Here is a 19,486-nt window from a genome sequence, read left to right as displayed (position 1 = left end):
AAGAGAGTAAGAATTTATTTTGTTATGTAGTCAAGGAAGGAAATTGTAAAAAAATATTTAATAAAGTATAACCTGTGTCAACCTATTAAAAATGGTTTTTTCTTTATATTGTCGAATAGGATAAAAGGAAAAGAAAAATTTGATATGGTTTGTAACAAGCTAAATATTTTTTCTAAGTGTAGTTTATTGCATCGAGAGGCAGAATACAGTTGTATAGATGATATATCTGGAATGAGGTGAATATATTATGAAAATATGGAAACGAATTTCGGATCAAGGAAGGTATTCTATACCGTTACAGCCGGTTTTGTGGATTGATGGTTCTAAAAAGGACACGGAAGCATCCGATGTAGCAGTCACATTGCAAATCCGTAGTATGTATAAAGAAAAATTTTCGTATGAGATGATCTATGATGTTAATGACATACTAATTATTCGACTTGAAGTTGAAAATAAAGGCGTTGAAATGATTTCGCGAGTAGTTGTAAGTCATATGATTCGTGATTATTTCGCGTATATCCCAAACTCTTTAAAAGCAGATAAGGGAATAAGTGAGTTTTTATTTCAGCTTGTAAGGTGGCGAATCGATAATTTATCACCGAATGAAAAGGTAGAATTAATTTGTCAAATAAAAGCAAATAAAGATAAAGCTCCTCCCAATTCATTATTTCAGGCTACATATACATTTCAATATAAAGGTGTATCATATGGACCGCTACAAACAAATGAAGTGGTTGTCAGAAAATGATAAGAAGGAACCTGTGCGAAAGGTTCCTTCTTTAATGAAGATTGTGCTTCTTGAGTAATTTCTTTTGTTCCACTCCCTTTTTTCCAATATAGTTATTTTTGTATCCAAAATATAGAATGAATAGAAATGAAATAACATTTACTATAGCGTCAATTTGATCGTTTGTAATGAAGTTTATTCCGAAAGAGTTAAATAGTAATTTTAATGATAACAAAAAGCCAGCTAGTAAGCGCATAATATCTAATAGATTTTCTTTTTGAGGCATATAGGTCACTCCTTCCTAAAAACGATATATAATATATATATGAAATAAAATAGAAAAGGTATACAAGCTTAAGTAGAAATGTACATTAAATATGTACATTTTTTATTTTATAGAAAAACATTATTGTTATAGAAACATATATTGGTATAAAAGGGGGAGAGTATGAAACATAAAGGGAAAATTAGTGGATTATTACTTGGGAACACAGTTGCGGTTACAGAATGGATTGCACTTCAGGATGTAATTGCTAAGCTAGATTCGAGATCATTTTTAACCGTCTTTATTATTTATATATTGCAAATGATACTAAGCTATTATTTTGGACATTGGTACGATAAAAGAACGAATACGCGTGTAAATATTGAAGTAGGAGGAATGACGAATAACGATTTTGTCGTTGATTTTTTTGGAAAAGTAGCTGCTTTATCAGAAAGAGATTCTCGTAATATTACAGTGTATATTCTTTCCGTAAAAGAATGGGATGTATTAAAAGACACAGTGCAAGAAAAAAAGTTAGATGAGCTAGTCCAAAGAGTAGAACGTACAATTGTAAAGACAGTTCGAAAAGGCGATGTAGTTACGAGGTGGGATGAAAATAAATATGTTATCGTAGCTGTTGATAATGGCTATGAAAAGTCAACAATAACAAGTAGATTAATCAAAAATATTCAAAATGAAATAGCGAATGATTTATTAAGTGTCACACTATTATTTGGGGCTGCAAGTTATCCTATAGAAGGGAAAACTTTTGAAGATTTGTTTAGAAAGGCACAAAATCAATTGTATAATTATAGAAACTTGCAAAGTCATGAATGAAACTTTGATTTAAAGAAGTATGATATAAAGATTTTTTGTAACATTTTTTTGTCTTTTGTTACAAGAAAACTTTTTTTTGTAACAAAAGTCTTTAAAAATATATGAAATCAGCATATAATTGTGTGTGGATGTGTCAATGCATTTTGCACAATGTTTTCAGTTTAAAAGTGTAGAGGAAAACATGCTCTACACTTTTCCTTTTTAAGAAATTAAAAGAATCTTTGTAAGAGTTGCGAGGTCCCCTTTGCACTATGTAAAATGGACAAAGAGGTTATTTGATAGAAAGTGAGAAAGGGAATGATAGACGTGAGAGGTCAACGATCATCTTTTATCAGGTGAAACATTATAGTGTTTCTTGCAGTAGGTAAGATTAAGGTAAATACCTTTATGTTTTAAGACATTACATAATTTCAAGTGCGAAAATTGTACAAGCAGTATAAATAATTATTGATGATCTTCGTAAAAAAGATGCGAGCGTGAAATAGATAAAGAAGTTACATGTTTTTCATGGGATTTTTGGCACGATGGTCGTTTATTAATAGGAGGAAAAGATGTTGAAATATAATAAATTAGCAATTGTAACTGCATTATCAATGACTTTACTAGCTGGTTGTTTCGGCCCAAAACCAGAAGAGGAGCTATATGTTGCATTTGAAAATGCTGCCAAGCAAGAAAAAACAATGTTTGAAGATGCGAAAAAATTAGAGTCATTAGAGAAAGAGGGGCAAGTATTATATAATCAAATTGTCCAAGAAGGAAAAGATAATAATCAGGCTGTTAAGGATAAGCTTGATCAAGCGGTGAAAAATACAGCTGAGCGAGAAAAAGTTCTTATTAAAGAAAAAGAGGCGTTAAATAAAGCGCAAGAAGAAGTGAAGTCAGCTGATAAGCATGTGAAGAAAATTGAAGATAATAAATTAAAAGAACAGGCTGATAAAGTAAAGAGTACTTATGAGAAACGACATGATTCATTCCAAAAGATGTACGATAGCTATAATAAATCTTTAAAGCAAGAAAAAGAATTATATACAATGCTACAAGATAAAGGTACAAAATTAAAAGATATTAGCGAGAAAGTAAAGTTAGTAAACCAAGCATATAAAGATATTGAGACAGAAAAAGATAAGTTTAATGAATATACGAAATCATATAATACAGAAAAAGTTGCATTCTATAAACAAGCGAATATTAAAATTAAGGAAGATAAAAAATAAAACAGTTTGGCCTAATATGGGCCAAACTGTTTTATTTTTTTGTATAGGTACGGCTATACCATGGAACTGCTTCGCTTAATTTTTTTTCTTGTTTTAATGCTTCAGGACCAATATAATCTTGAAGTGTTTTTTTGGCTATTGTTAAAGATAAGGTTGTTTTCGGATTTCGATAGGAGGATTCAAGGTGACCAAGATGCGGTAGGGTGCGAAAATCATCTTTCGTAGGAGGGATATGGAAAAAATAATCACCTAAACGTATAAGAACATCGGATTGTTGTTGACTAAAACGTGGATTTCTAGAAAAATGTAATCCTTCTTTGATAGCCTTTTTTTCAGTAATTAAGCGTTCTAAAGCAGTCTTTTTTAACCAATATAAGTACTTAGGGTTAGTTGCAGCTTTAGCATGACGATTCACAACGAAAATAGATTGAGCTAGTCTATTAATAGAATGTTGATTATGTAATTGAGATTGGGGTTGTGAAGGTTTCATATTGAATCTCCTTTCAATTTTTCCTTATTATAGCATAAATAAAATGGGTTTTTATTATATGCAAAAAGTAATTGTATATATTTTCAATATTAAAGCAATATTGTTACAAAAAACAACTATTTTGTATAATAGTGATAGAATATGTTTCAGAAATTTGATAATGAAAGAGTGAGAAGTTTGAAAGAAATATTAAAATTACAATATGCCATTATAGATATTGGATCTAATACAATGCGTTTAGTTATTTATGAAAAGCAAAATGGAGGTTTTTATAAAGAAATTGAAAATACGAAAGTGGTTGCTCGGTTAAGAAATTATTTAATCGATGGTGTTTTGAATGAAGAAGGTAAAGAAGTATTGTTACAAACATTATTTCAATTTCAAGAAAGTACAAAATTCCATCAGTTGCATCATGTACTTTGTGTTGCAACGGCAACAATTAGACAGGCTGAGAATCAAGAGGAGATTAAAAAACTTGTTGAAGGACAAACAGACTTTACTCTTAGAGTATTATCAGAATATGAGGAAGCACGTTACGGCTATTTAGCAGTTATGAATTCTACTTCGTTTTCGGAAGGAATAACAGTAGATATTGGTGGCGGAAGTACGGAAGTTACATATATTAAAAATAGAGAGATTTTAGAGTACCATAGTTTTCCTTTTGGTGCGCTTTCTTTAAAACATCTATTTATTAAAGGTGATATTCCTACTAAAGATGAATTAGAGGAAATTCGAGAGTATTTAGAGTGTCAATTTCGAACGTTACCATGGTTAATTGATAAGAAATTGCCTCTTATTGCAATTGGTGGTAGTGCGAGAAACTTAGCGAAAATCCACCAAAATTTAACAAACTATCCTATAGCGGGAGTACATTTATACAAAATGAAAGAAGAAGATATTGAAAATGTAAAAGGTGCATTGGAAAAACAATCGTTTATCGAACTTCAGAAAATGGAAGGATTGGCAAAAGATCGAGCTGATACAATTATTCCAGCGGTTGAAGTATTTCATAAGCTTGTAAATATTATAGAAGCAACGGCATTTGTATTAAGCAAAAAAGGATTAAGAGAAGGTGTTTTCTATGAAGAGTTGACGAAAGATTTAGGGATTTCATATTATCCGAATGTAGTTGAAGAAAGCTTACATTTGTTATCACACGAATATGAAATGGATATGGAATTTGTCATTCAACTTATTAAACATGGAAGATTGATTTGTAAACAACTCGAAGAAATGGGACTGATTTCTGTTTCAATAAAAGACTGGGAAGCATTCCATCAAGCAGCGAAAGTATTTAATATTGGAAAATATATAGACGAAGAAGCGAGTCGTTTACACACGTTTTATTTATTGGCAAATAAAACAATTGACGGCATGATGCATAAAGATCGAGTGAGGTTAGCGCTTATTGCATCTTATAAATCAAAAATGCTATTTAAACAACATTTATCTCCATTTGAAGGTTGGTTTGATAAAAGCGAACAAAAAAAAATCCGCCTATTAGGCGCTGTTTTACAATTTTCAGCTGCTTTAAATGTAAGACAAAGATCGCTTGTTGATACGATATCCATAACAGAAAATAAAGAAGGATTAACGTTTAGAATTTTATGTGAGCAATCGGCATTAGCAGAAAAAGTACAAGCTGAAAAACAAAAAAAGCAGCTAGAAAGAGTATTGAAAACAAATATTCACTTATCATTTGAATCAAAACGTTAAGTTGTACGGATGTCTTTACAGAAAATTAACACTTTGGAATATTGTAATTTGATAAAATGAAAGTAACTAAATTATAGTGAAAAAGTTTCAAAGGGAAGTGTGAAGAGAATGGAATTGCTAAAGGGGAATTTAGTAAATTTAAATGATACAGCGTATTATAATAATCGTGAATTAAGCTGGCTAGCATTTAATGAACGTGTACTACAAGAAGCGCAAGATGAAAATAATCCACTATTAGAAAGACTAAAGTTTATTAGTATTTTTAGTTCGAATTTAGATGAATTTTTTATGGTGCGCGTAGCAGGTTTGAAAGATCAAGTAAGTGCGGGATTTAATCAGCCAGAAAATAAAGCAGGTTTAACACCAAAGAAACAGTTAAATAAGATTGCGATAAAATCTCACGAGTTAATGACTGTGCAGTATGAAACGTTTAAAAATTATGTATTGCCAGCGCTTGAACTAGAGGGGATTGAGCGTTTAACATTCCATGATTTGACGAAAGAGCAAAGGGAATTTATCGAGGAGTATTTTGATGAACAAATATTTCCGGTTTTAACCCCTGTATCTATTGATGCGTATCGTCCATTTCCAATGTTATTAAATAAAAGTTTGAATTTAGCTACTATTTTATATGATGAGCAACAGGCTGAGGAAGAAAATCGTACGAAGTTAGGAATTGTACAAGTGCCTTCATTACTGGAGCGTTTCATATTTTTACCGAGTGAAGGGCAAAAACATAAATTTATTTTATTAGAAGATGTAATTAGTGGTTTTACTCATAAACTATTCACAGGATATAACGTATCACCTGTTACTCGTTTCCGTATTACACGTAATGCGGATTTAACGATCCATGAAGAAGGTGCACGCGATTTATTAAAAGTAATTGAAAAAGAATTGAAAAAGCGTAAGTGGGGAGCTGCCGTTCGTTTAGAAGTTGGTAAAGAACACATTGATGAAAGAGTGTTAGCGTTATTGTATGATGTGTTAGAAGTAAAAGATGAAGATGTGTACATGATGGATGGACCGTTAGATTTAACATGTTTATTCTCCTTATATAAAAAATTAGCGCCTTTATATGAACATCTAGTATATCCGGCTCTTATTCCTCAACCTCCTCAAGATTTAGGTGATGAGGAAGATGTATTTGAAAAAGCGATAGAACATGATATTTTATTACACCATCCCTTTGAGTCGTTTCAGCCAGTCGTTGATTTTGTCCGTGATGCGGCAGATGACTCGAATGTACTTGCGATCAAACAAACATTATATCGTGTAAGTGGAGATTCTCCAATAATTCAGGCGCTGAAGGTAGCAGCTGAAAAAGGAAAACAAGTGACGGTATTGGTTGAGTTAAAGGCAAGGTTTGATGAAGAGAATAATGTTCATTGGGCTAAAGAATTGGAACAGGCCGGATGTCACGTTATTTACGGAGTAAGTCACTTGAAAACGCATAGTAAAATTACGTTAGTTGTAAGAAGAAGAAACGGAAAAATTGAAAGGTTTGTACATCTTGGAACTGGAAATTATAATGATGCAACAGCGAAGTTGTATACCGATTTTGGATATATTACATCGCGAAAAGACTTTGGTGTAGATGCAACAAATTTCTTTAATTATTTGAGTGGTTATACAAAAAAACCGCATTTTCATCATTTATCTGTTGCCCCGTTTGATATAAGAGAGCAGTTTATGGAGTTAATAGATGAGGAAATCCGTTATCATAGACAATATGGAAATGGATATATTATCGCTAAAATGAATTCGTTAACAGATAAACCGTTAATAAAAAAAATGTATGAAGCATCACAAGCTGGGGTAAGGGTAGAGCTCATCGTTAGAGGGACATGTTGTTTAAGACCTGGGATTCCGAATGTAAGTGAAAATATTCGTGTAGTTAGTGTTGTTGGAAGATATTTAGAACATAGTCGTATTTATTATTTCCATCATAATGGAGATGAAAAAATATATTTATCTTCAGCTGATTTGATGACGCGGAATATGGAAAAACGAGTAGAAATATCCTTCCCAATTTTAGATATTGAAATGAAAGCGAGAATAAAGGCAATTTTACAGCTGGTTTTAGCTGATAATGTGAAAACACGTGAACAAAATAAAGATGGTGACTATTATTATATAATTAATAGTAGTATAGAAGAAATTGATAGCCAAGTGAATTTATTTAAGATGGCGTATCAAAATACAGACGCTGAATAGTGTGAAAAAAGTAAAAACCTCTTATTGAATTTAAGAGGTTTTTACTTTTTTTCTCTACTCATATATTCTCAAAATGGAAGGATGAGTAGAGAGAATAGTTTTTATTATAGGCGTGTGATGAGTCGGTTCGTTGAGAGAAAAACATTAGAAGAATGGTTGGTTTAAATTAATAATAGTATGGTTGTTGACAAGGCCCTCCGTAACAAGGAAAAGGTGCTGGTGGTGGGAAAGGCGGTGGATAAGGCGGATAAAACGGTCTAGGCCCGAAAGCTAATGCTCCGCCTAGCAGTCCGCCAGCAATTCCAGCTAGAAATGGAACACCGAAAAATGGAAAGAAGCGTGAGTCGCCTGCTGGGCCAAAAGGTGCTGAACGAACTGGGATCGGTTGATAATATGAATACATGAACAAACCTCCTTTACTGGACTCATTTTTATCATATGGTGGACCAAGCGTGGATGAGCGAGTACAAGGAAGGATATGTAAGGAAATAGGCGGATTGTTACGAATGTTGTAGGATGAAGAGTGTAATTTCAGGTTTTGACATAAAGCGGAATGGGACACGTGTTCTTCCAATACCTCGATTGACATAGAGAGTCAAACCTTGAATGTTATAGAAACCTTCAATATATTCTTTTGCAAGCGACGGGGTAATAATAGCACCTAAAAAAGGAATTTGTACTTGTCCCCCATGGCTATGACCAGAAAGTTGAAGATTGATTGGATATGTAGCGATTTGTGGCGCGATATCTGGTTCGTGAACGAGAACAATTGTATAAATATTTTGTTTTGCATGTTGTAAAGTTTCCGCTATTTTTGGTTTACCCAGTAGCATATCATCGAGTCCGAAAATAGAAATTTCACTATTATCCAGTAAACGAATTCGCTTTTCGCTATTTTGCAAAAGTTCAAATCCAGATTCGCGCATGATGTGATCATAGTATTCAGTTCCATATCCGCCATGGTCGTGGTTACCATAAATAGAAAATTTACCGAAGGGTGCCTGTATATTCTTTAAAATGGATGCAACAAAAGAAGCCTCGGTATATGTTTGGTAATCATCAATGAGATCACCAGTAAAAAGGACAATATCTGGCTTTTCAGCATTAATCTTGGAAACGATTTGAGATAAATGTTGGAGAGAGAAATAGTATCCTAGATGTAAATCGCTAAATTGAAGGATCTTCATACCATGAAAACCTTTTGGTATGAGCGGTGATTTAAGTGTGTGTTGCGTAAAAGAAAGCAAATAGGGCTCTATATATTTAGCATAATAATAGCCGATACTTGCGGTTATAAATGAATATAGACAAGTGCGCATTCCAGATTTTAAAAAATTTCTTCTTGTAATTTTCTTCATATACAGGTTATTCGAACCTCCCTTCAGTTTTTTTAAAATATATTTTAAATACTAAAAAAGTAGTATAGATTACGAAAAAAATGAACGAAAAGAAACCTCTTTACGTTAAAATATCAGAAAAATTGAAAAATATAAAGATTTCTATCAAATAAAGTGATAAAATGAATGTGTATTCATTTTTTGGAGGGGATGTATGTGAAAGAGAAGGTAGTTATTATAACAGGTGGATCAAGTGGAATGGGAAAAGGGATGGCGATACGTTTTGCGAAAGAAGGGGCACGTGTTGTTATTACAGGGCGTACAAAAGAAAAGCTAGAAGAAGCAAAGTTAGAAATTGAACAGTTTCCAGGGCAAGTATTATCTGTACAAATGGATGTACGAAATACTGATGATATTCAAAAAATGATTGAACATATTGATGAGAAGTTTGGACGAATTGATATTTTAATAAATAATGCAGCTGGAAACTTTATTTGTCCAGCAGAGGACTTATCTGTGAATGGCTGGAATTCGGTAATTAATATTGTATTAAATGGTACATTTTATTGTAGTCAGGCTATTGGGAAATATTGGATTGAAAAAGGTGTAAAAGGAAATATTATTAACATGGTGGCAACATATGCATGGGATGCAGGCCCAGGGGTTATCCATTCGGCAGCAGCTAAAGCTGGTGTATTAGCGATGACAAAAACTCTTGCTGTTGAGTGGGGACGTAAATATGGAATACGAGTTAACGCTATCGCACCAGGACCAATTGAACGTACAGGTGGTGCCGATAAATTATGGATTTCAGAAGAGATGGCTAAGCGTACATTGCAAAGTGTTCCACTTGGTAGAATGGGTACACCAGAAGAAATTGCGGGTCTAGCTTATTATTTATGTTCAGATGAAGCTGCATACATAAATGGAACTTGTATGACAATGGATGGTGGCCAGCATTTGCACCAATATCCATTTTAAAAGGGATGAAAAAACGAATGATTTATTCATTTCTTTGTGGTAAAATATGACGAAATTGTGACACTTAAAAGAAATGTGTTTACAAGAGGGGATATATACGTTATATTTAAGACCTCTTTTTTCTTCATAGTAGAATTGCTAATTCCCCTTAGCATTTTACCCCTCTAATCCCTTCAGGAAAACTGAAGGGATTTTTTATTATTTTTCCGTAAATATCGTGTTATAATTTTTGAAAAGTAAAGGGAGGGAAGCACGTTGATAGATGCATTAGATGTAATGAGTAACTTGGATAAAGTCCTTCCTTATTATCAAGCTATTTTTAGTGCTGATGAGCATACAGTAATTGGATATGAAGTTGTAGGACGTATTCAAACAGAAGAGGGCATACAAAGTTTAGCATCTTTCTTCCATGATGATTCTATTCCGAGTGAGTTCCAACTTGAAGCGGATAACATCATCGTAGAAAAAGCGTTAAATAGGTATTTAGAAACGGATCAAAAATTATTATTATTTATACATCGGAATGCTAATGTATTAATGAATGATGAAGATGAAAGTTTACTTCAACTTTTGCTGATGTATGAAGAACAAGGTTTGAACTTACAACGCATTGTTCTGGAAATAACAGAACATGAATGTAAAGAAGATATAGAACAATTTAATCATTTACTCATGTATTATCGTACATATGGTATTCAAATTTCGATTAATAAAGTCGGAACGGGTACAAGTAATTTAGAGCGTATTAGCGTGTTAGCACCGGATATTTTAAAAGTAGATTTAATAAATTTAAGGCAAACTGCACTTTTACAATCTTATCAAGATATTTTATATTCCTTATCTTTACTTGCTAGAAGAATTGGTGCGACATTGTTATATGAAGAAATTGATGCTTTTTATCAACTACAATATGCTTGGAAAAACGGTGGTAGATATTATCAAGGTAATTATTTGAAAGAATGTTTACCTGATTTTATTGAAACGAATGTTTTAAAAGAGCGACTTGGTAATGAATGTCATCAATTTATTCTGCATGAGAAGAAGAAGTTGCAAAAAATTTATAATTTAACAGAGATGTTACGTGATCGAATTGGTGATGTTCTGTCAAAACAAAAAAAGAATGAAGATATAAATGATTGGTTATTACAATTTAGCCAAAGCATATCACAATATAGTTTTCGGATATTTATTTGTAATGAAGATGGTTTTCAACAATCGGGTAATATTATGAAAAAAGATGGTGGATGGATCATTATGCCAGAGTATTATATGAAGAACTGGAGCTGGCGCCCGTATTTTCTAGAAAATATAATGAAAATGCGTTTTGAGAATAAGGCAAGACTTTCAGATTTATATGCTGATATCGAAACTGGTGAAATGGTACGAACATTTTCATTCCCGATTGATGATGAAAACTTTTTATTTATAGATTTATCGTACGAATATTTATATGAAGAAGATGTTTTATTTTAATGCACGAAGAGATTCGTGTATTTTTTTGTTTGTTTTTATCATAAATTGGTAATAGTGAACATGATGATGAAAATGCTGTCTATCGTTGTAAAGATTTTACGAACGAAATCATCCCTTTCTTTGCATAATCATTGTTACAATGAATACTACAAAGACAAGCTCTTTTAAAAGGAAGGTGAAAAAATGAAGAAATATGGAATATGGTTTGTTCTATTTATATGTGTTGCCTTTCTAGTTGGCTATAGTGTCACAACTGTTTTAGGAAAAGAAGAAGTGAAAGTGGATCGGAAAGAAGTGTTTACAACGATACAAAAAGGTTATGAGACGCAATTTTCAATCCGCGGGAAGCAAATACCTATGAATAAGATGATAGAGACGTTATCACCATATTTTACAAATAATTTCCTTCAAGTTTTTACAGATGAAAACAGTAGAAATGAAAAACAAAGTGGTGAATATTTACTTCCAGCAAAAGAAGCTCCGTTTTCTTTTAATTCAGAAACAAAAATGTCTTATGATGAAGAACATAAAAATTTATATGTCTATGAGCGGACAAAGAGTGGACAATATCAAATTGTGACATTGCAAAAGGATAATGGAAAATGGAAATTAGCAGGGTATCATGAAAGTCAGGAACTATTGACTGAAATAAAAAGGTTACAACAATTATGAGAATAGGAATAGGTGTCGCCTATTCCTATTCTATACCGAGTAGCTGTTGTAATTTTTCAATTTGAAAACCTGCCACAACTTCTTCGTCAATTACAACTGTTGGAGTTGAATAGGATTCATAGTCATATAAAAGACGATTGCGTGCAGCAGCGTCTTTTTTTATGTCAAATTCTTCATATACAACGTTATTATGTTTTAAAAATTCTTTTACAATGGTACAAGGCGGACAATCAGGTTGTGTATAAACCTCAATTTTTTTCATTGTAATTCCTCCCTTTTTCTGTTGTTTATTATATTCTGCCAGTATAAAAAGCGCAATAAAGAAGTAAAAAGATGATCTTTCATCTTTTTACTTCTTATTTCGACAAATTTTAGTTGAGTTTCTGGCCAAGAACCTTTATCCTAGATTGTGGAACGTTTTTTCTGTTATGACGGATAGAATGAGTATAGCTGTAAAACCTATTGGTAGGAAGATCAGAGAAAGGAGAGATTTCATGTCTCTACTCCAAGGAATTTTAACTCGACTTGTTAGTCTACAAGAACAAGCTGAAAGCGGTGAAGTAGCACAACGCTATTTTGAAGTGAACGGTGAGCGCAAATGTAGCGTGAAATTTTTCGATAAAAGTGAAATGTATGAGTTAGAAGTGTATCAACAAGGTGAAAAACCTCAAGTGTATCAATTCGATAACATCGATATGGTTGCAATTGAAATTTACGATATCATTTCTTGATACATATAAAAAAGGTACTGCCAAATGGCGGTACCTTTTTTAGTTATATTAATTAATGGGCTATATAGGTAGTAGAAGTTGTAATTTAAGTCGCGATTAAATAAAAGAGTTTTTACAAATGTATATGTATAGGAATTTTTTATTTTTCCTACAATGATAGTAAATATTAATAGGAGGTGCAAAGGATGGAACGCTTACCGATTGTTATTTGTCCTAATTGTCACAGTCATGCTGAAATTAATCACGTATTAACCGCCCAGTCTAATCAAAATGTAATATATACATGTAGGTTTTGTAATTATGTAATTCAAAATATTGAAACGAATAAAGGGTAGTAAGTTATAATTTTTGTTTTTGTCCCATACAATGAGAATACGAAAAGTCTGTCTAATTGAAAGGACGTGACTATGTGGACGGTGAGCATACATTTTATAATGTTTCAGAGAGACATTTGAATTTTGATATGGTATTTAACCGTATTTGTAGTTTCATTGAAAAGGATCCGCGAAATTTATATCGATTATCTATTGGGACAGACTCACAAGCGCATCAAAAGGATACGAGGTTTATTACAGCGATACATATTCATCGTGTTGGAAAAGGAGCATGGGGATGTTTGCATCATAAATCAGTGAAAAATAAGCCAGCAACGTTGCGAGAGAAAATATATTTAGAAACACAGTTTAGTCAAGAAATCGCCTATCTATTTACTCCCAATCATATACAAGCGATATGGGATTTATTGCACCCATACGCTCAAGATGGAGCAGGATTCATAATGGAAATTCATTTAGATATCGGGAATGATGGTTTAACAAAAGAATTTATTTTAGATATGACGATGAAAATTCAAGCAATGGGATTAACAGCAAAAATTAAACCAGATGCTTATGCGGCATTTAGTTACGCAAACAGATATACAAAATAATGTGAAATGATGTCTATATATTCGCAGTCGTTAAGTGTTTCTAACGAAAACTGAATATTACATCTGTTAAATAGACTGAAAAATTTATATAATGAGAGTGATGATGCGAGTGCAAGGAGAGGAGCATATGGAAAAGGAATTTGTTTTAACAAGAGAAGAAGAAAATTTATTGTTGGATATTCTGTTTCAGCAAAATTACGCGAGCGAAATTTTAGCGGTGGAGCTTACAGACATTGAGAATGGTTTAAAACAGACAGATGTGACGCAATATAAAAAAATCACAAGATTGTTTTACCGATTAAAAAATAAAGGGTATTAAGCACTACCGGAATGGTAGTCTTTTTTTTATGTTATATGCTAAAATAGTTATGTATTTTTATTTTTATTAGAAGAATGTCAGGACAAAATAATAATATGAAAACGCTATCATAAAATGTGAATAGGATCGGAGAATATTAGCAGGAAAAAGGGAAAATGGGGGATGTAACATGATTAGTATTCCGAAAGACGAGTTTCAACAAATTCTTGTGAAGGATTTAATGATTTCATCAGATAAAGTAGCACATGTACAAATAGGGAATGGTCTAGAACATGCTTTACTCGTTCTTGTGAAATCTGGATATTCGGCGATTCCTGTTTTAGACCCTATGTATAAATTACATGGGTTAATTAGTACTGCTATGATTTTAGATGGTATTTTAGGATTAGAGCGCATTGAGTTTGAAAGACTTGAGAATATGAAAGTGGAACAAGTGATGAAGGAAGAGATTCCAGTTCTTACGTTAGAAGATTCTTTTGCAAAAGCTTTAGAAATGACAATTGATCATCCTTTTATTTGCGCTGTCAATGAAGAAGGTTACTTCGAGGGTATTTTAACACGGCGGGCTATTTTAAAATTGTTGAATAAAAAAGTGAGACAGCATAATCGATAACGTAGGGAAAGTGACTTCACAGAAAAGGCGAAGTCACTTTTTTTCGTGCATATCAGTTGTGTATGTATTATATTTAAAAAGACATAAAGCATAAGAAAAGTTTGAACTAACAAACCGTTCTAATGTATAAAAGTATGCAATTAAATTAAGGATGAAATACTTATTAAAATTAGGTGTATGGAAGCTAAGGAAAGAGGGAGAAAGTTGCAAATTGATGATTTTCAAATGATGGTTGTGTTAGCTCAGGAATCAAATATGAGAAAAGCGGCGGAACGTTTATTTGTTTCCCAACCTGCGCTTAGTCAACGATTACAATCTATGGAGAAACAATGGGGAATGAAATTTTTTATTCGTTCACAAAAAGGATTAACAATTACACCTGAAGGGGAAAAAGTTGCAAATTATGCAAAAGAAATGTTACAACGGGAAGAGGGTATTAAAAGTGAACTGGCTCTTTTTAGAACCGAAACATACGGTACGTTAAAAATAGCTGTTGCATCAGTCATTGGGCAATATTGGCTTCCACCTGTTTTGAAAAAATTTGTGCATAAGTATCCTTCTGTGAAGATATCTCTGTTTACTGGCTGGAGTAGTGAAGTGCAAAAGCAATTTTATGAAGGAGACGTTCATGTTGCTATACTGAGAGGATCACAAGAATACAAAGGGCAGAAACAACAATTATTTGAAGATGAATTATATTTAGTTGATAAAGAAATAAAAGATATTTCGATGTTAAAAGAGACAAATAGACCATTTATTCAATTTAAAAGTGATTCGACCTACTATGGACAAATACAAAATTGGTGGTATGGATTATTTTCAAATCCACCTAAGCGAACGATTGTAGTTGACCAAATTGAAACGTGCAAACAGCTTGTTTTAAATGGAATAGGTTATGCTCTTTTACCTTCGACTGTTTTAAAAGAAGTGCAGGAAAATATGTATAAAACACCTGTTCAATTAACGAGAGAAACATGGTTATTGACGAGTGACTCGGCAAGGCAGTTGAAGCAAGTACAAGCATTTTTAGAAATTATAGAAGAAATTCAAATGGAAAAATAAGATTATTGTCTTGCTACTCGCTCTATCGTTTGGTAGAGTAACATTATAAATGGATTTAGGAGGCAACAAGAATGAAAATGATGGACGCTAACGAAATTATTTCGTTTATTCAAAACAGTGAAAAGAAAACTCCTGTAAAGGTATACATAAAAGGGGATTTAAAAGAGGTAACATTCCCTGAAACAGTACAAGCATTTGTAAATAAAAAATCTGGTGTATTATTCGGAGAATGGTCTGAAATTAAGACAATTCTTGATGAAAATAACAAGCACATTGTTGACTATGTAGTTGAGAATGACCGTCGTAATTCTGCAATTCCAATGCTTGATTTAAAAGGTATTAAAGCTCGTATTGAGCCAGGCGCGATTATTCGTGACCATGTAGAAATTGGTGACAACGCTGTTATCATGATGAATGCAACAATTAACATCGGTGCTGTAATTGGTGAAGGTACTATGATCGACATGAACGCAGTGCTTGGTGGACGTGCAACAGTTGGTAAGAACTGTCACGTAGGTGCAGGTGCTGTACTTGCCGGTGTTATTGAGCCACCTTCTGCAAAACCAGTTATCGTTGAAGATGATGTTGTAATTGGTGCAAATGTAGTTGTTCTAGAAGGCGTTACAGTAGGTAAAGGTGCAGTTGTAGCAGCAGGAGCTGTTGTAACAGAAGATGTGCCTCCATATACAGTTGTTGCGGGAACTCCGGCACGTGTAATTAAAGAAATTGATGAGAAGACAAAAGCAAAAACTGAAATTAAACAAGAGCTTCGTCAATTAAACCCAGAGAAATAAAAAATAAAAAGCGTAAGAGCATGAATGTGCTCTTACGCTTTTTATAGATAGAGGTGCAAAAATGACAGTAAGCAAATTTGTCCAAGTTCGTAGAGATTTACATAAAATTCCGGAGATCGGATTTAAAGAGTGGAAAACACAACAGTATATTTTAGATTATATAGGAACGCTTCCTAATGAATATTTGGAAGTGAAAACATGGAAAACAGGTGTAATTGTTAAAGTAAATGGAAAAAATCCAGAAAAAATAATAGGTTATCGTGCAGATATAGACGGTCTACCAATTACAGAGGAAACTGGATATGAATTCTCTTCTGTCCATGAAGGAATGATGCATGCATGTGGACATGATTTGCATGCAACAATCGGTTTAGGACTTCTAACAGCGGCTGTAAGCGAAAGAATAGATGATGATCTTGTGTTTATATTCCAACCAGCTGAAGAAGGTCCAGGTGGTGCACTTCCTATGTTAGAAAGCGAGGAGTTAAAAGAATGGAAGCCTAATATGATTCTTGGACTTCATATTGCGCCTGAATACTCTGTGGGAACAATTGCGACAAAAGAAGGTTTATTATTTGCGAATACATCAGAGCTATACGTTGATTTAAAAGGAAAAGGTGGACATGCTGCATATCCGCATACAGCAAATGATATGATTGTTGCAGCGAGTCATCTCGTTACACAACTTCAATCAGTTATTAGTCGTAATGTGAACCCTCTTGACAGTGCGGTAATTACAATTGGGAAAATTACAGGTGGTACAGTTCAAAACATTATCGCAGAAAAGTCTCGTTTAGAAGGAACAATTCGAACGCTATCAGTGGAATCAATGAAACGTGTTAAAAGCCGAATTGAGGCAATTGTTGCGGGAATAGAAGCTTCTTTTCAATGTGAAGCTGTTATTGACTACGGAGCGATGTATCATCAAGTGTATAACCATGAGGAGCTAACGAGAGAGTTTATGCAATTTACACGTGAACAAACGACTATGGACGTAATTACGTGTACGGAGGCAATGACAGGTGAAGACTTTGGTTATATGCTTCGAGAGATACCTGGATTTATGTTTTGGCTTGGAGTAAATTCAGAATATGGTTTACATCATGCGAAATTAAAACCAGACGAAGAGGTTATTGAGAAAGCAATTGTATTTTTAAATCAATATGTGAAGTGGAAGGGAAATAGAAAGTGAACTTACTCGCTAATTGTGCAATAGTTTAGAGTGGGGACTTCTTAGTTCAGAGACGAAAACATCTTTCGTATTCGTTAGTGTTAGACATCTTCATACAAATGAGTAAAGTTAAATTTGACGTCTTAATAATGAGCAGGGGGTTTTTAGCCACTGCTCATTATTAATTATTGCTAATAGGGAAGATAATTATTTAACTACCCTATATATGTTTACTTTTAGTATGAAAAGTGTGTAAAATCAATGTGATACATAGAAAAAAGGGTGGGGAATTACGTGCAAATTAGCAGTGCGATTTTATGTTTCGTCTTATATGCATATGTTATTATTGCGGCGGTTTATTTTGGGATAAGTTTTTACGCCTATCGTTTAGCAAATAATAGTGAATATGAAGAAACATACAAATGGGTGAAAAGATATTTGTCACCTGTACTAGAAATTATGAATGGATTTGTTCTTTTTTTATTTATTGGATTAATTGCTTTCTCAACGAGTTTAGTAGGGAATAAGACTACGTTATTTGTACTAGGTATCATTATTTTTATGCTATTAGGAATTCGGATTGGTAATACGGTGTTTTGGAACGAAAGAAAAATAGATGGTTGGACAGGGATGTTTATTCCATGTATGTTAGCTGCAATTGTGACGAATATAGAACATGAATATTATCAATTACATTTTTGGCTTATCATTGTTTTAACAATCCTCTCTGTTTTGTATATAAGTACTGTCGTGCTAACATACATCGCAAATGAAAAAGGAGATGCAAAAGGTGCGCACTTCTTTAGAGGGCGTGCATTATTATGGAGTGTGCCGACGATGGCAGTTATAGGAATTATTGCGATATTAGTAAATGGATATCAATTTACTAATTGGCAATTGTTTTTAGAAACTTGGTGGATCTTCATTGTTTCGCTTGTAGCTTTTTTAGGCGCAACACATTATTTATTTCATCAACATCATTACATATTGGCACTGTTATTCGCATTTACACAACTTTTATTTGCTTTTTTCGGACAAGAAACGCTATTGTTCGTTTTTGAAACATTTAGTTCATTTGGAAATATATTTGTATTTGGTATGTTAATTTTCGGTATCGCGTTTTATTTACAACAGTATTTTTATATGCAAAAACAAAAATAAGAAGTATATACAGGTTTTTGTAGCGAATTTAAAGTATGTTACAATAAAAGTACATAGTATTTGATGTTATTGGAGGAATTCCTGTGGGCGAAAAAGAGAAAGAATTTGCTGTTATTGGGCTTGGCCGTTTTGGTGGAAGTATTTGCCGTGAATTAGCTCAATTAGGTATGGAAGTAATGGCAATTGACTCAGATGAGGATAAAATTAATGAGTTTGCAAATATAGCTTCGCATGCTGTAATTGCAGATTCAACAGATGAGATGGTATTAAAAAGTCTTGGTATTCGTAATTTTGATCATGTAGTCGTTGCTATTGGAGATAATTTGAATTCAAGTATTTTAACAACGTTAATTTTGAAAGAATTAGGTGTGAAAAATATTACTGTAAAAGCTCAAAATGACTATCATGAAAAAGTGTTAAGTAAAATAGGGGCAGATCATATTGTGCATCCAGAACGAGATATGGGAAAAAGGATTGCTAATAATATCGCATCAAGTAATGTGTTAGATTACCTAGAGCTTTCAGATGAGCATAGTATTGTAGAGATTATCGCAAATAAAAAAATTGATGGGCACTCTTTAATTGAATTAGATATTCGTGCGAAGTTTGGTTTGAACATTGTAGCAATTAAACGTGGAAAAGAAGTTATCGTATCTCCTCGAGCTACAGAAAACGTTCAGGCGGGAGATATATTAATTGTAATTGGTCATGACGATGAAGTAGATCGTTTTAAGCATTTTTTAAGATAAGAGAAAAGGACAATGCCGAGGAGGCATTG

The 19,486-nt window shown here is 33.1% G+C and carries 23 protein-coding genes; 18 read left to right on the top strand and 5 right to left on the bottom strand.

Features of this window, described 5'->3' with window-relative positions:
* Window positions 1-247 precede the first annotated feature (247 nt).
* A complete protein-coding gene (locus QCI77_RS20370; protein ID WP_002033821.1) occupies window positions 248-748 on the top strand; it encodes a hypothetical protein in 501 nt (166 codons plus the stop codon).
* Between the two features lie 31 nt (window positions 749-779).
* On the opposite strand, the gene QCI77_RS20365 is transcribed toward QCI77_RS20370, so the two are convergent.
* On the bottom strand, window positions 780-1,013 hold the full coding sequence (locus QCI77_RS20365; protein WP_002014824.1) for a phage holin: 234 nt from the start codon (window positions 1,011-1,013) through the stop codon (window positions 780-782).
* Between the two features lie 162 nt (window positions 1,014-1,175).
* Here QCI77_RS20365 and QCI77_RS20360 point away from each other — a divergent pair, with 162 nt between their 5' ends.
* Both QCI77_RS20360 and QCI77_RS20355 read left to right on the top strand, forming a co-directional pair.
* A complete protein-coding gene (locus QCI77_RS20360; RefSeq protein WP_002033822.1) occupies window positions 1,176-1,829 on the top strand; it encodes a diguanylate cyclase domain-containing protein in 654 nt (217 codons plus the stop codon).
* Window positions 1,830-2,380: 551 nt separating this feature from the next.
* Window positions 2,381-3,043: a YkyA family protein gene (locus tag QCI77_RS20355; RefSeq protein ID WP_215551767.1), complete on the top strand. Its 663-nt coding sequence runs from the start codon at window positions 2,381-2,383 to the stop codon at window positions 3,041-3,043.
* A 31-nt stretch (window positions 3,044-3,074) separates the two neighbouring features.
* On the opposite strand, the gene QCI77_RS20350 is transcribed toward QCI77_RS20355, so the two are convergent.
* Window positions 3,075-3,533: a YkyB family protein gene (locus QCI77_RS20350; protein WP_002066920.1), complete on the bottom strand. Its 459-nt coding sequence runs from the start codon at window positions 3,531-3,533 to the stop codon at window positions 3,075-3,077.
* 141 nt (window positions 3,534-3,674) lie between these two features.
* Between QCI77_RS20350 and QCI77_RS20345 the strand changes: the two genes are divergently transcribed.
* Both QCI77_RS20345 and QCI77_RS20340 read left to right on the top strand, forming a co-directional pair.
* On the top strand, window positions 3,675-5,249 hold the full coding sequence (locus QCI77_RS20345) for a Ppx/GppA family phosphatase (protein ID WP_044442827.1): 1,575 nt from the start codon (window positions 3,675-3,677) through the stop codon (window positions 5,247-5,249).
* Window positions 5,250-5,357: 108 nt separating this feature from the next.
* Window positions 5,358-7,466, top strand: coding sequence for a polyphosphate kinase (locus QCI77_RS20340; RefSeq protein ID WP_002014829.1), 2,109 nt, complete (start codon window positions 5,358-5,360; stop codon window positions 7,464-7,466).
* A 166-nt stretch (window positions 7,467-7,632) separates the two neighbouring features.
* On the opposite strand, the gene QCI77_RS20335 is transcribed toward QCI77_RS20340, so the two are convergent.
* Together QCI77_RS20335 and QCI77_RS20330 are read right to left on the bottom strand one after the other, a co-directional pair.
* Window positions 7,633-7,869: a hypothetical protein gene (locus QCI77_RS20335; RefSeq protein ID WP_002033824.1), complete on the bottom strand. Its 237-nt coding sequence runs from the start codon at window positions 7,867-7,869 to the stop codon at window positions 7,633-7,635.
* Between the two features lie 97 nt (window positions 7,870-7,966).
* Window positions 7,967-8,824 (bottom strand): metallophosphoesterase, encoded by an 858-nt coding sequence (locus tag QCI77_RS20330; RefSeq protein WP_061689316.1) that lies wholly within the window; start codon window positions 8,822-8,824, stop codon window positions 7,967-7,969.
* Window positions 8,825-9,019: 195 nt separating this feature from the next.
* Between QCI77_RS20330 and fadH the strand changes: the two genes are divergently transcribed.
* The 3 genes from fadH to QCI77_RS20315 all read left to right on the top strand — a co-directional run bounded on the left by fadH (window position 9,020) and on the right by QCI77_RS20315 (window position 11,929).
* Window positions 9,020-9,784 (top strand): 2,4-dienoyl-CoA reductase, encoded by a 765-nt coding sequence (gene fadH, locus QCI77_RS20325; RefSeq protein ID WP_002165138.1) that lies wholly within the window; start codon window positions 9,020-9,022, stop codon window positions 9,782-9,784.
* A 255-nt stretch (window positions 9,785-10,039) separates the two neighbouring features.
* Window positions 10,040-11,257, top strand: a complete 1,218-nt coding sequence (locus QCI77_RS20320; RefSeq protein WP_002014833.1) for an EAL domain-containing protein — start codon at window positions 10,040-10,042, stop codon at window positions 11,255-11,257.
* A gap of 183 nt (window positions 11,258-11,440) precedes the next feature.
* Window positions 11,441-11,929, top strand: coding sequence for a DUF3993 domain-containing protein (locus QCI77_RS20315; protein ID WP_002014834.1), 489 nt, complete (start codon window positions 11,441-11,443; stop codon window positions 11,927-11,929).
* Between the two features lie 25 nt (window positions 11,930-11,954).
* Here QCI77_RS20315 and QCI77_RS20310 read toward each other — a convergent pair whose 3' ends face one another.
* Window positions 11,955-12,191, bottom strand: coding sequence for a glutaredoxin domain-containing protein (locus QCI77_RS20310; RefSeq protein WP_002014835.1), 237 nt, complete (start codon window positions 12,189-12,191; stop codon window positions 11,955-11,957).
* Window positions 12,192-12,423: 232 nt separating this feature from the next.
* Between QCI77_RS20310 and QCI77_RS20305 the strand changes: the two genes are divergently transcribed.
* The 10 genes from QCI77_RS20305 (at window position 12,424) to QCI77_RS20260 (ending at window position 19,457) form a co-directional block, all read left to right on the top strand.
* Window positions 12,424-12,660, top strand: coding sequence for a YkuJ family protein (locus tag QCI77_RS20305; protein ID WP_000055151.1), 237 nt, complete (start codon window positions 12,424-12,426; stop codon window positions 12,658-12,660).
* A 185-nt stretch (window positions 12,661-12,845) separates the two neighbouring features.
* On the top strand, window positions 12,846-12,995 hold the full coding sequence (locus QCI77_RS20300; RefSeq protein WP_113769782.1) for a hypothetical protein: 150 nt from the start codon (window positions 12,846-12,848) through the stop codon (window positions 12,993-12,995).
* A 74-nt stretch (window positions 12,996-13,069) separates the two neighbouring features.
* On the top strand, window positions 13,070-13,588 hold the full coding sequence (locus QCI77_RS20295; protein WP_002033829.1) for a ribonuclease H-like YkuK family protein: 519 nt from the start codon (window positions 13,070-13,072) through the stop codon (window positions 13,586-13,588).
* A gap of 127 nt (window positions 13,589-13,715) precedes the next feature.
* Window positions 13,716-13,907, top strand: a complete 192-nt coding sequence (abbA, locus tag QCI77_RS20290; protein WP_002145987.1) for an antirepressor AbbA — start codon at window positions 13,716-13,718, stop codon at window positions 13,905-13,907.
* A 169-nt stretch (window positions 13,908-14,076) separates the two neighbouring features.
* Entirely contained in the window at window positions 14,077-14,520 is a 444-nt protein-coding gene (gene cbpB, locus QCI77_RS20285; protein ID WP_002014839.1) for a cyclic-di-AMP-binding protein CbpB, read from the top strand.
* A 177-nt stretch (window positions 14,521-14,697) separates the two neighbouring features.
* Window positions 14,698-15,582: a transcriptional regulator CcpC gene (locus QCI77_RS20280; protein WP_002014840.1), complete on the top strand. Its 885-nt coding sequence runs from the start codon at window positions 14,698-14,700 to the stop codon at window positions 15,580-15,582.
* 71 nt (window positions 15,583-15,653) lie between these two features.
* Window positions 15,654-16,376, top strand: a complete 723-nt coding sequence (dapD, locus tag QCI77_RS20275) for a 2,3,4,5-tetrahydropyridine-2,6-dicarboxylate N-acetyltransferase (RefSeq protein ID WP_002014841.1) — start codon at window positions 15,654-15,656, stop codon at window positions 16,374-16,376.
* 61 nt (window positions 16,377-16,437) lie between these two features.
* Window positions 16,438-17,568 (top strand): N-acetyldiaminopimelate deacetylase, encoded by a 1,131-nt coding sequence (locus tag QCI77_RS20270; RefSeq protein WP_353825406.1) that lies wholly within the window; start codon window positions 16,438-16,440, stop codon window positions 17,566-17,568.
* A 273-nt stretch (window positions 17,569-17,841) separates the two neighbouring features.
* The gene (locus tag QCI77_RS20265; RefSeq protein WP_002014843.1) at window positions 17,842-18,708 is read left to right on the top strand and encodes a hypothetical protein; all 867 of its coding nucleotides are present in this window, start codon (window positions 17,842-17,844) and stop codon (window positions 18,706-18,708) included.
* 83 nt (window positions 18,709-18,791) lie between these two features.
* A complete protein-coding gene (locus QCI77_RS20260) occupies window positions 18,792-19,457 on the top strand; it encodes a potassium channel family protein (RefSeq protein WP_000504033.1) in 666 nt (221 codons plus the stop codon).
* Window positions 19,458-19,486: the final 29 nt, after the last annotated feature.

This window comes from Bacillus cereus group sp. MG9 (assembly GCF_040459995.1).
Taxonomy (GTDB): domain Bacteria; phylum Bacillota; class Bacilli; order Bacillales; family Bacillaceae_G; genus Bacillus_A; species Bacillus_A mycoides.
Note: the sequence above shows the minus strand (reverse complement) of the source record. Positions and strands in the feature narration are given on the sequence as shown.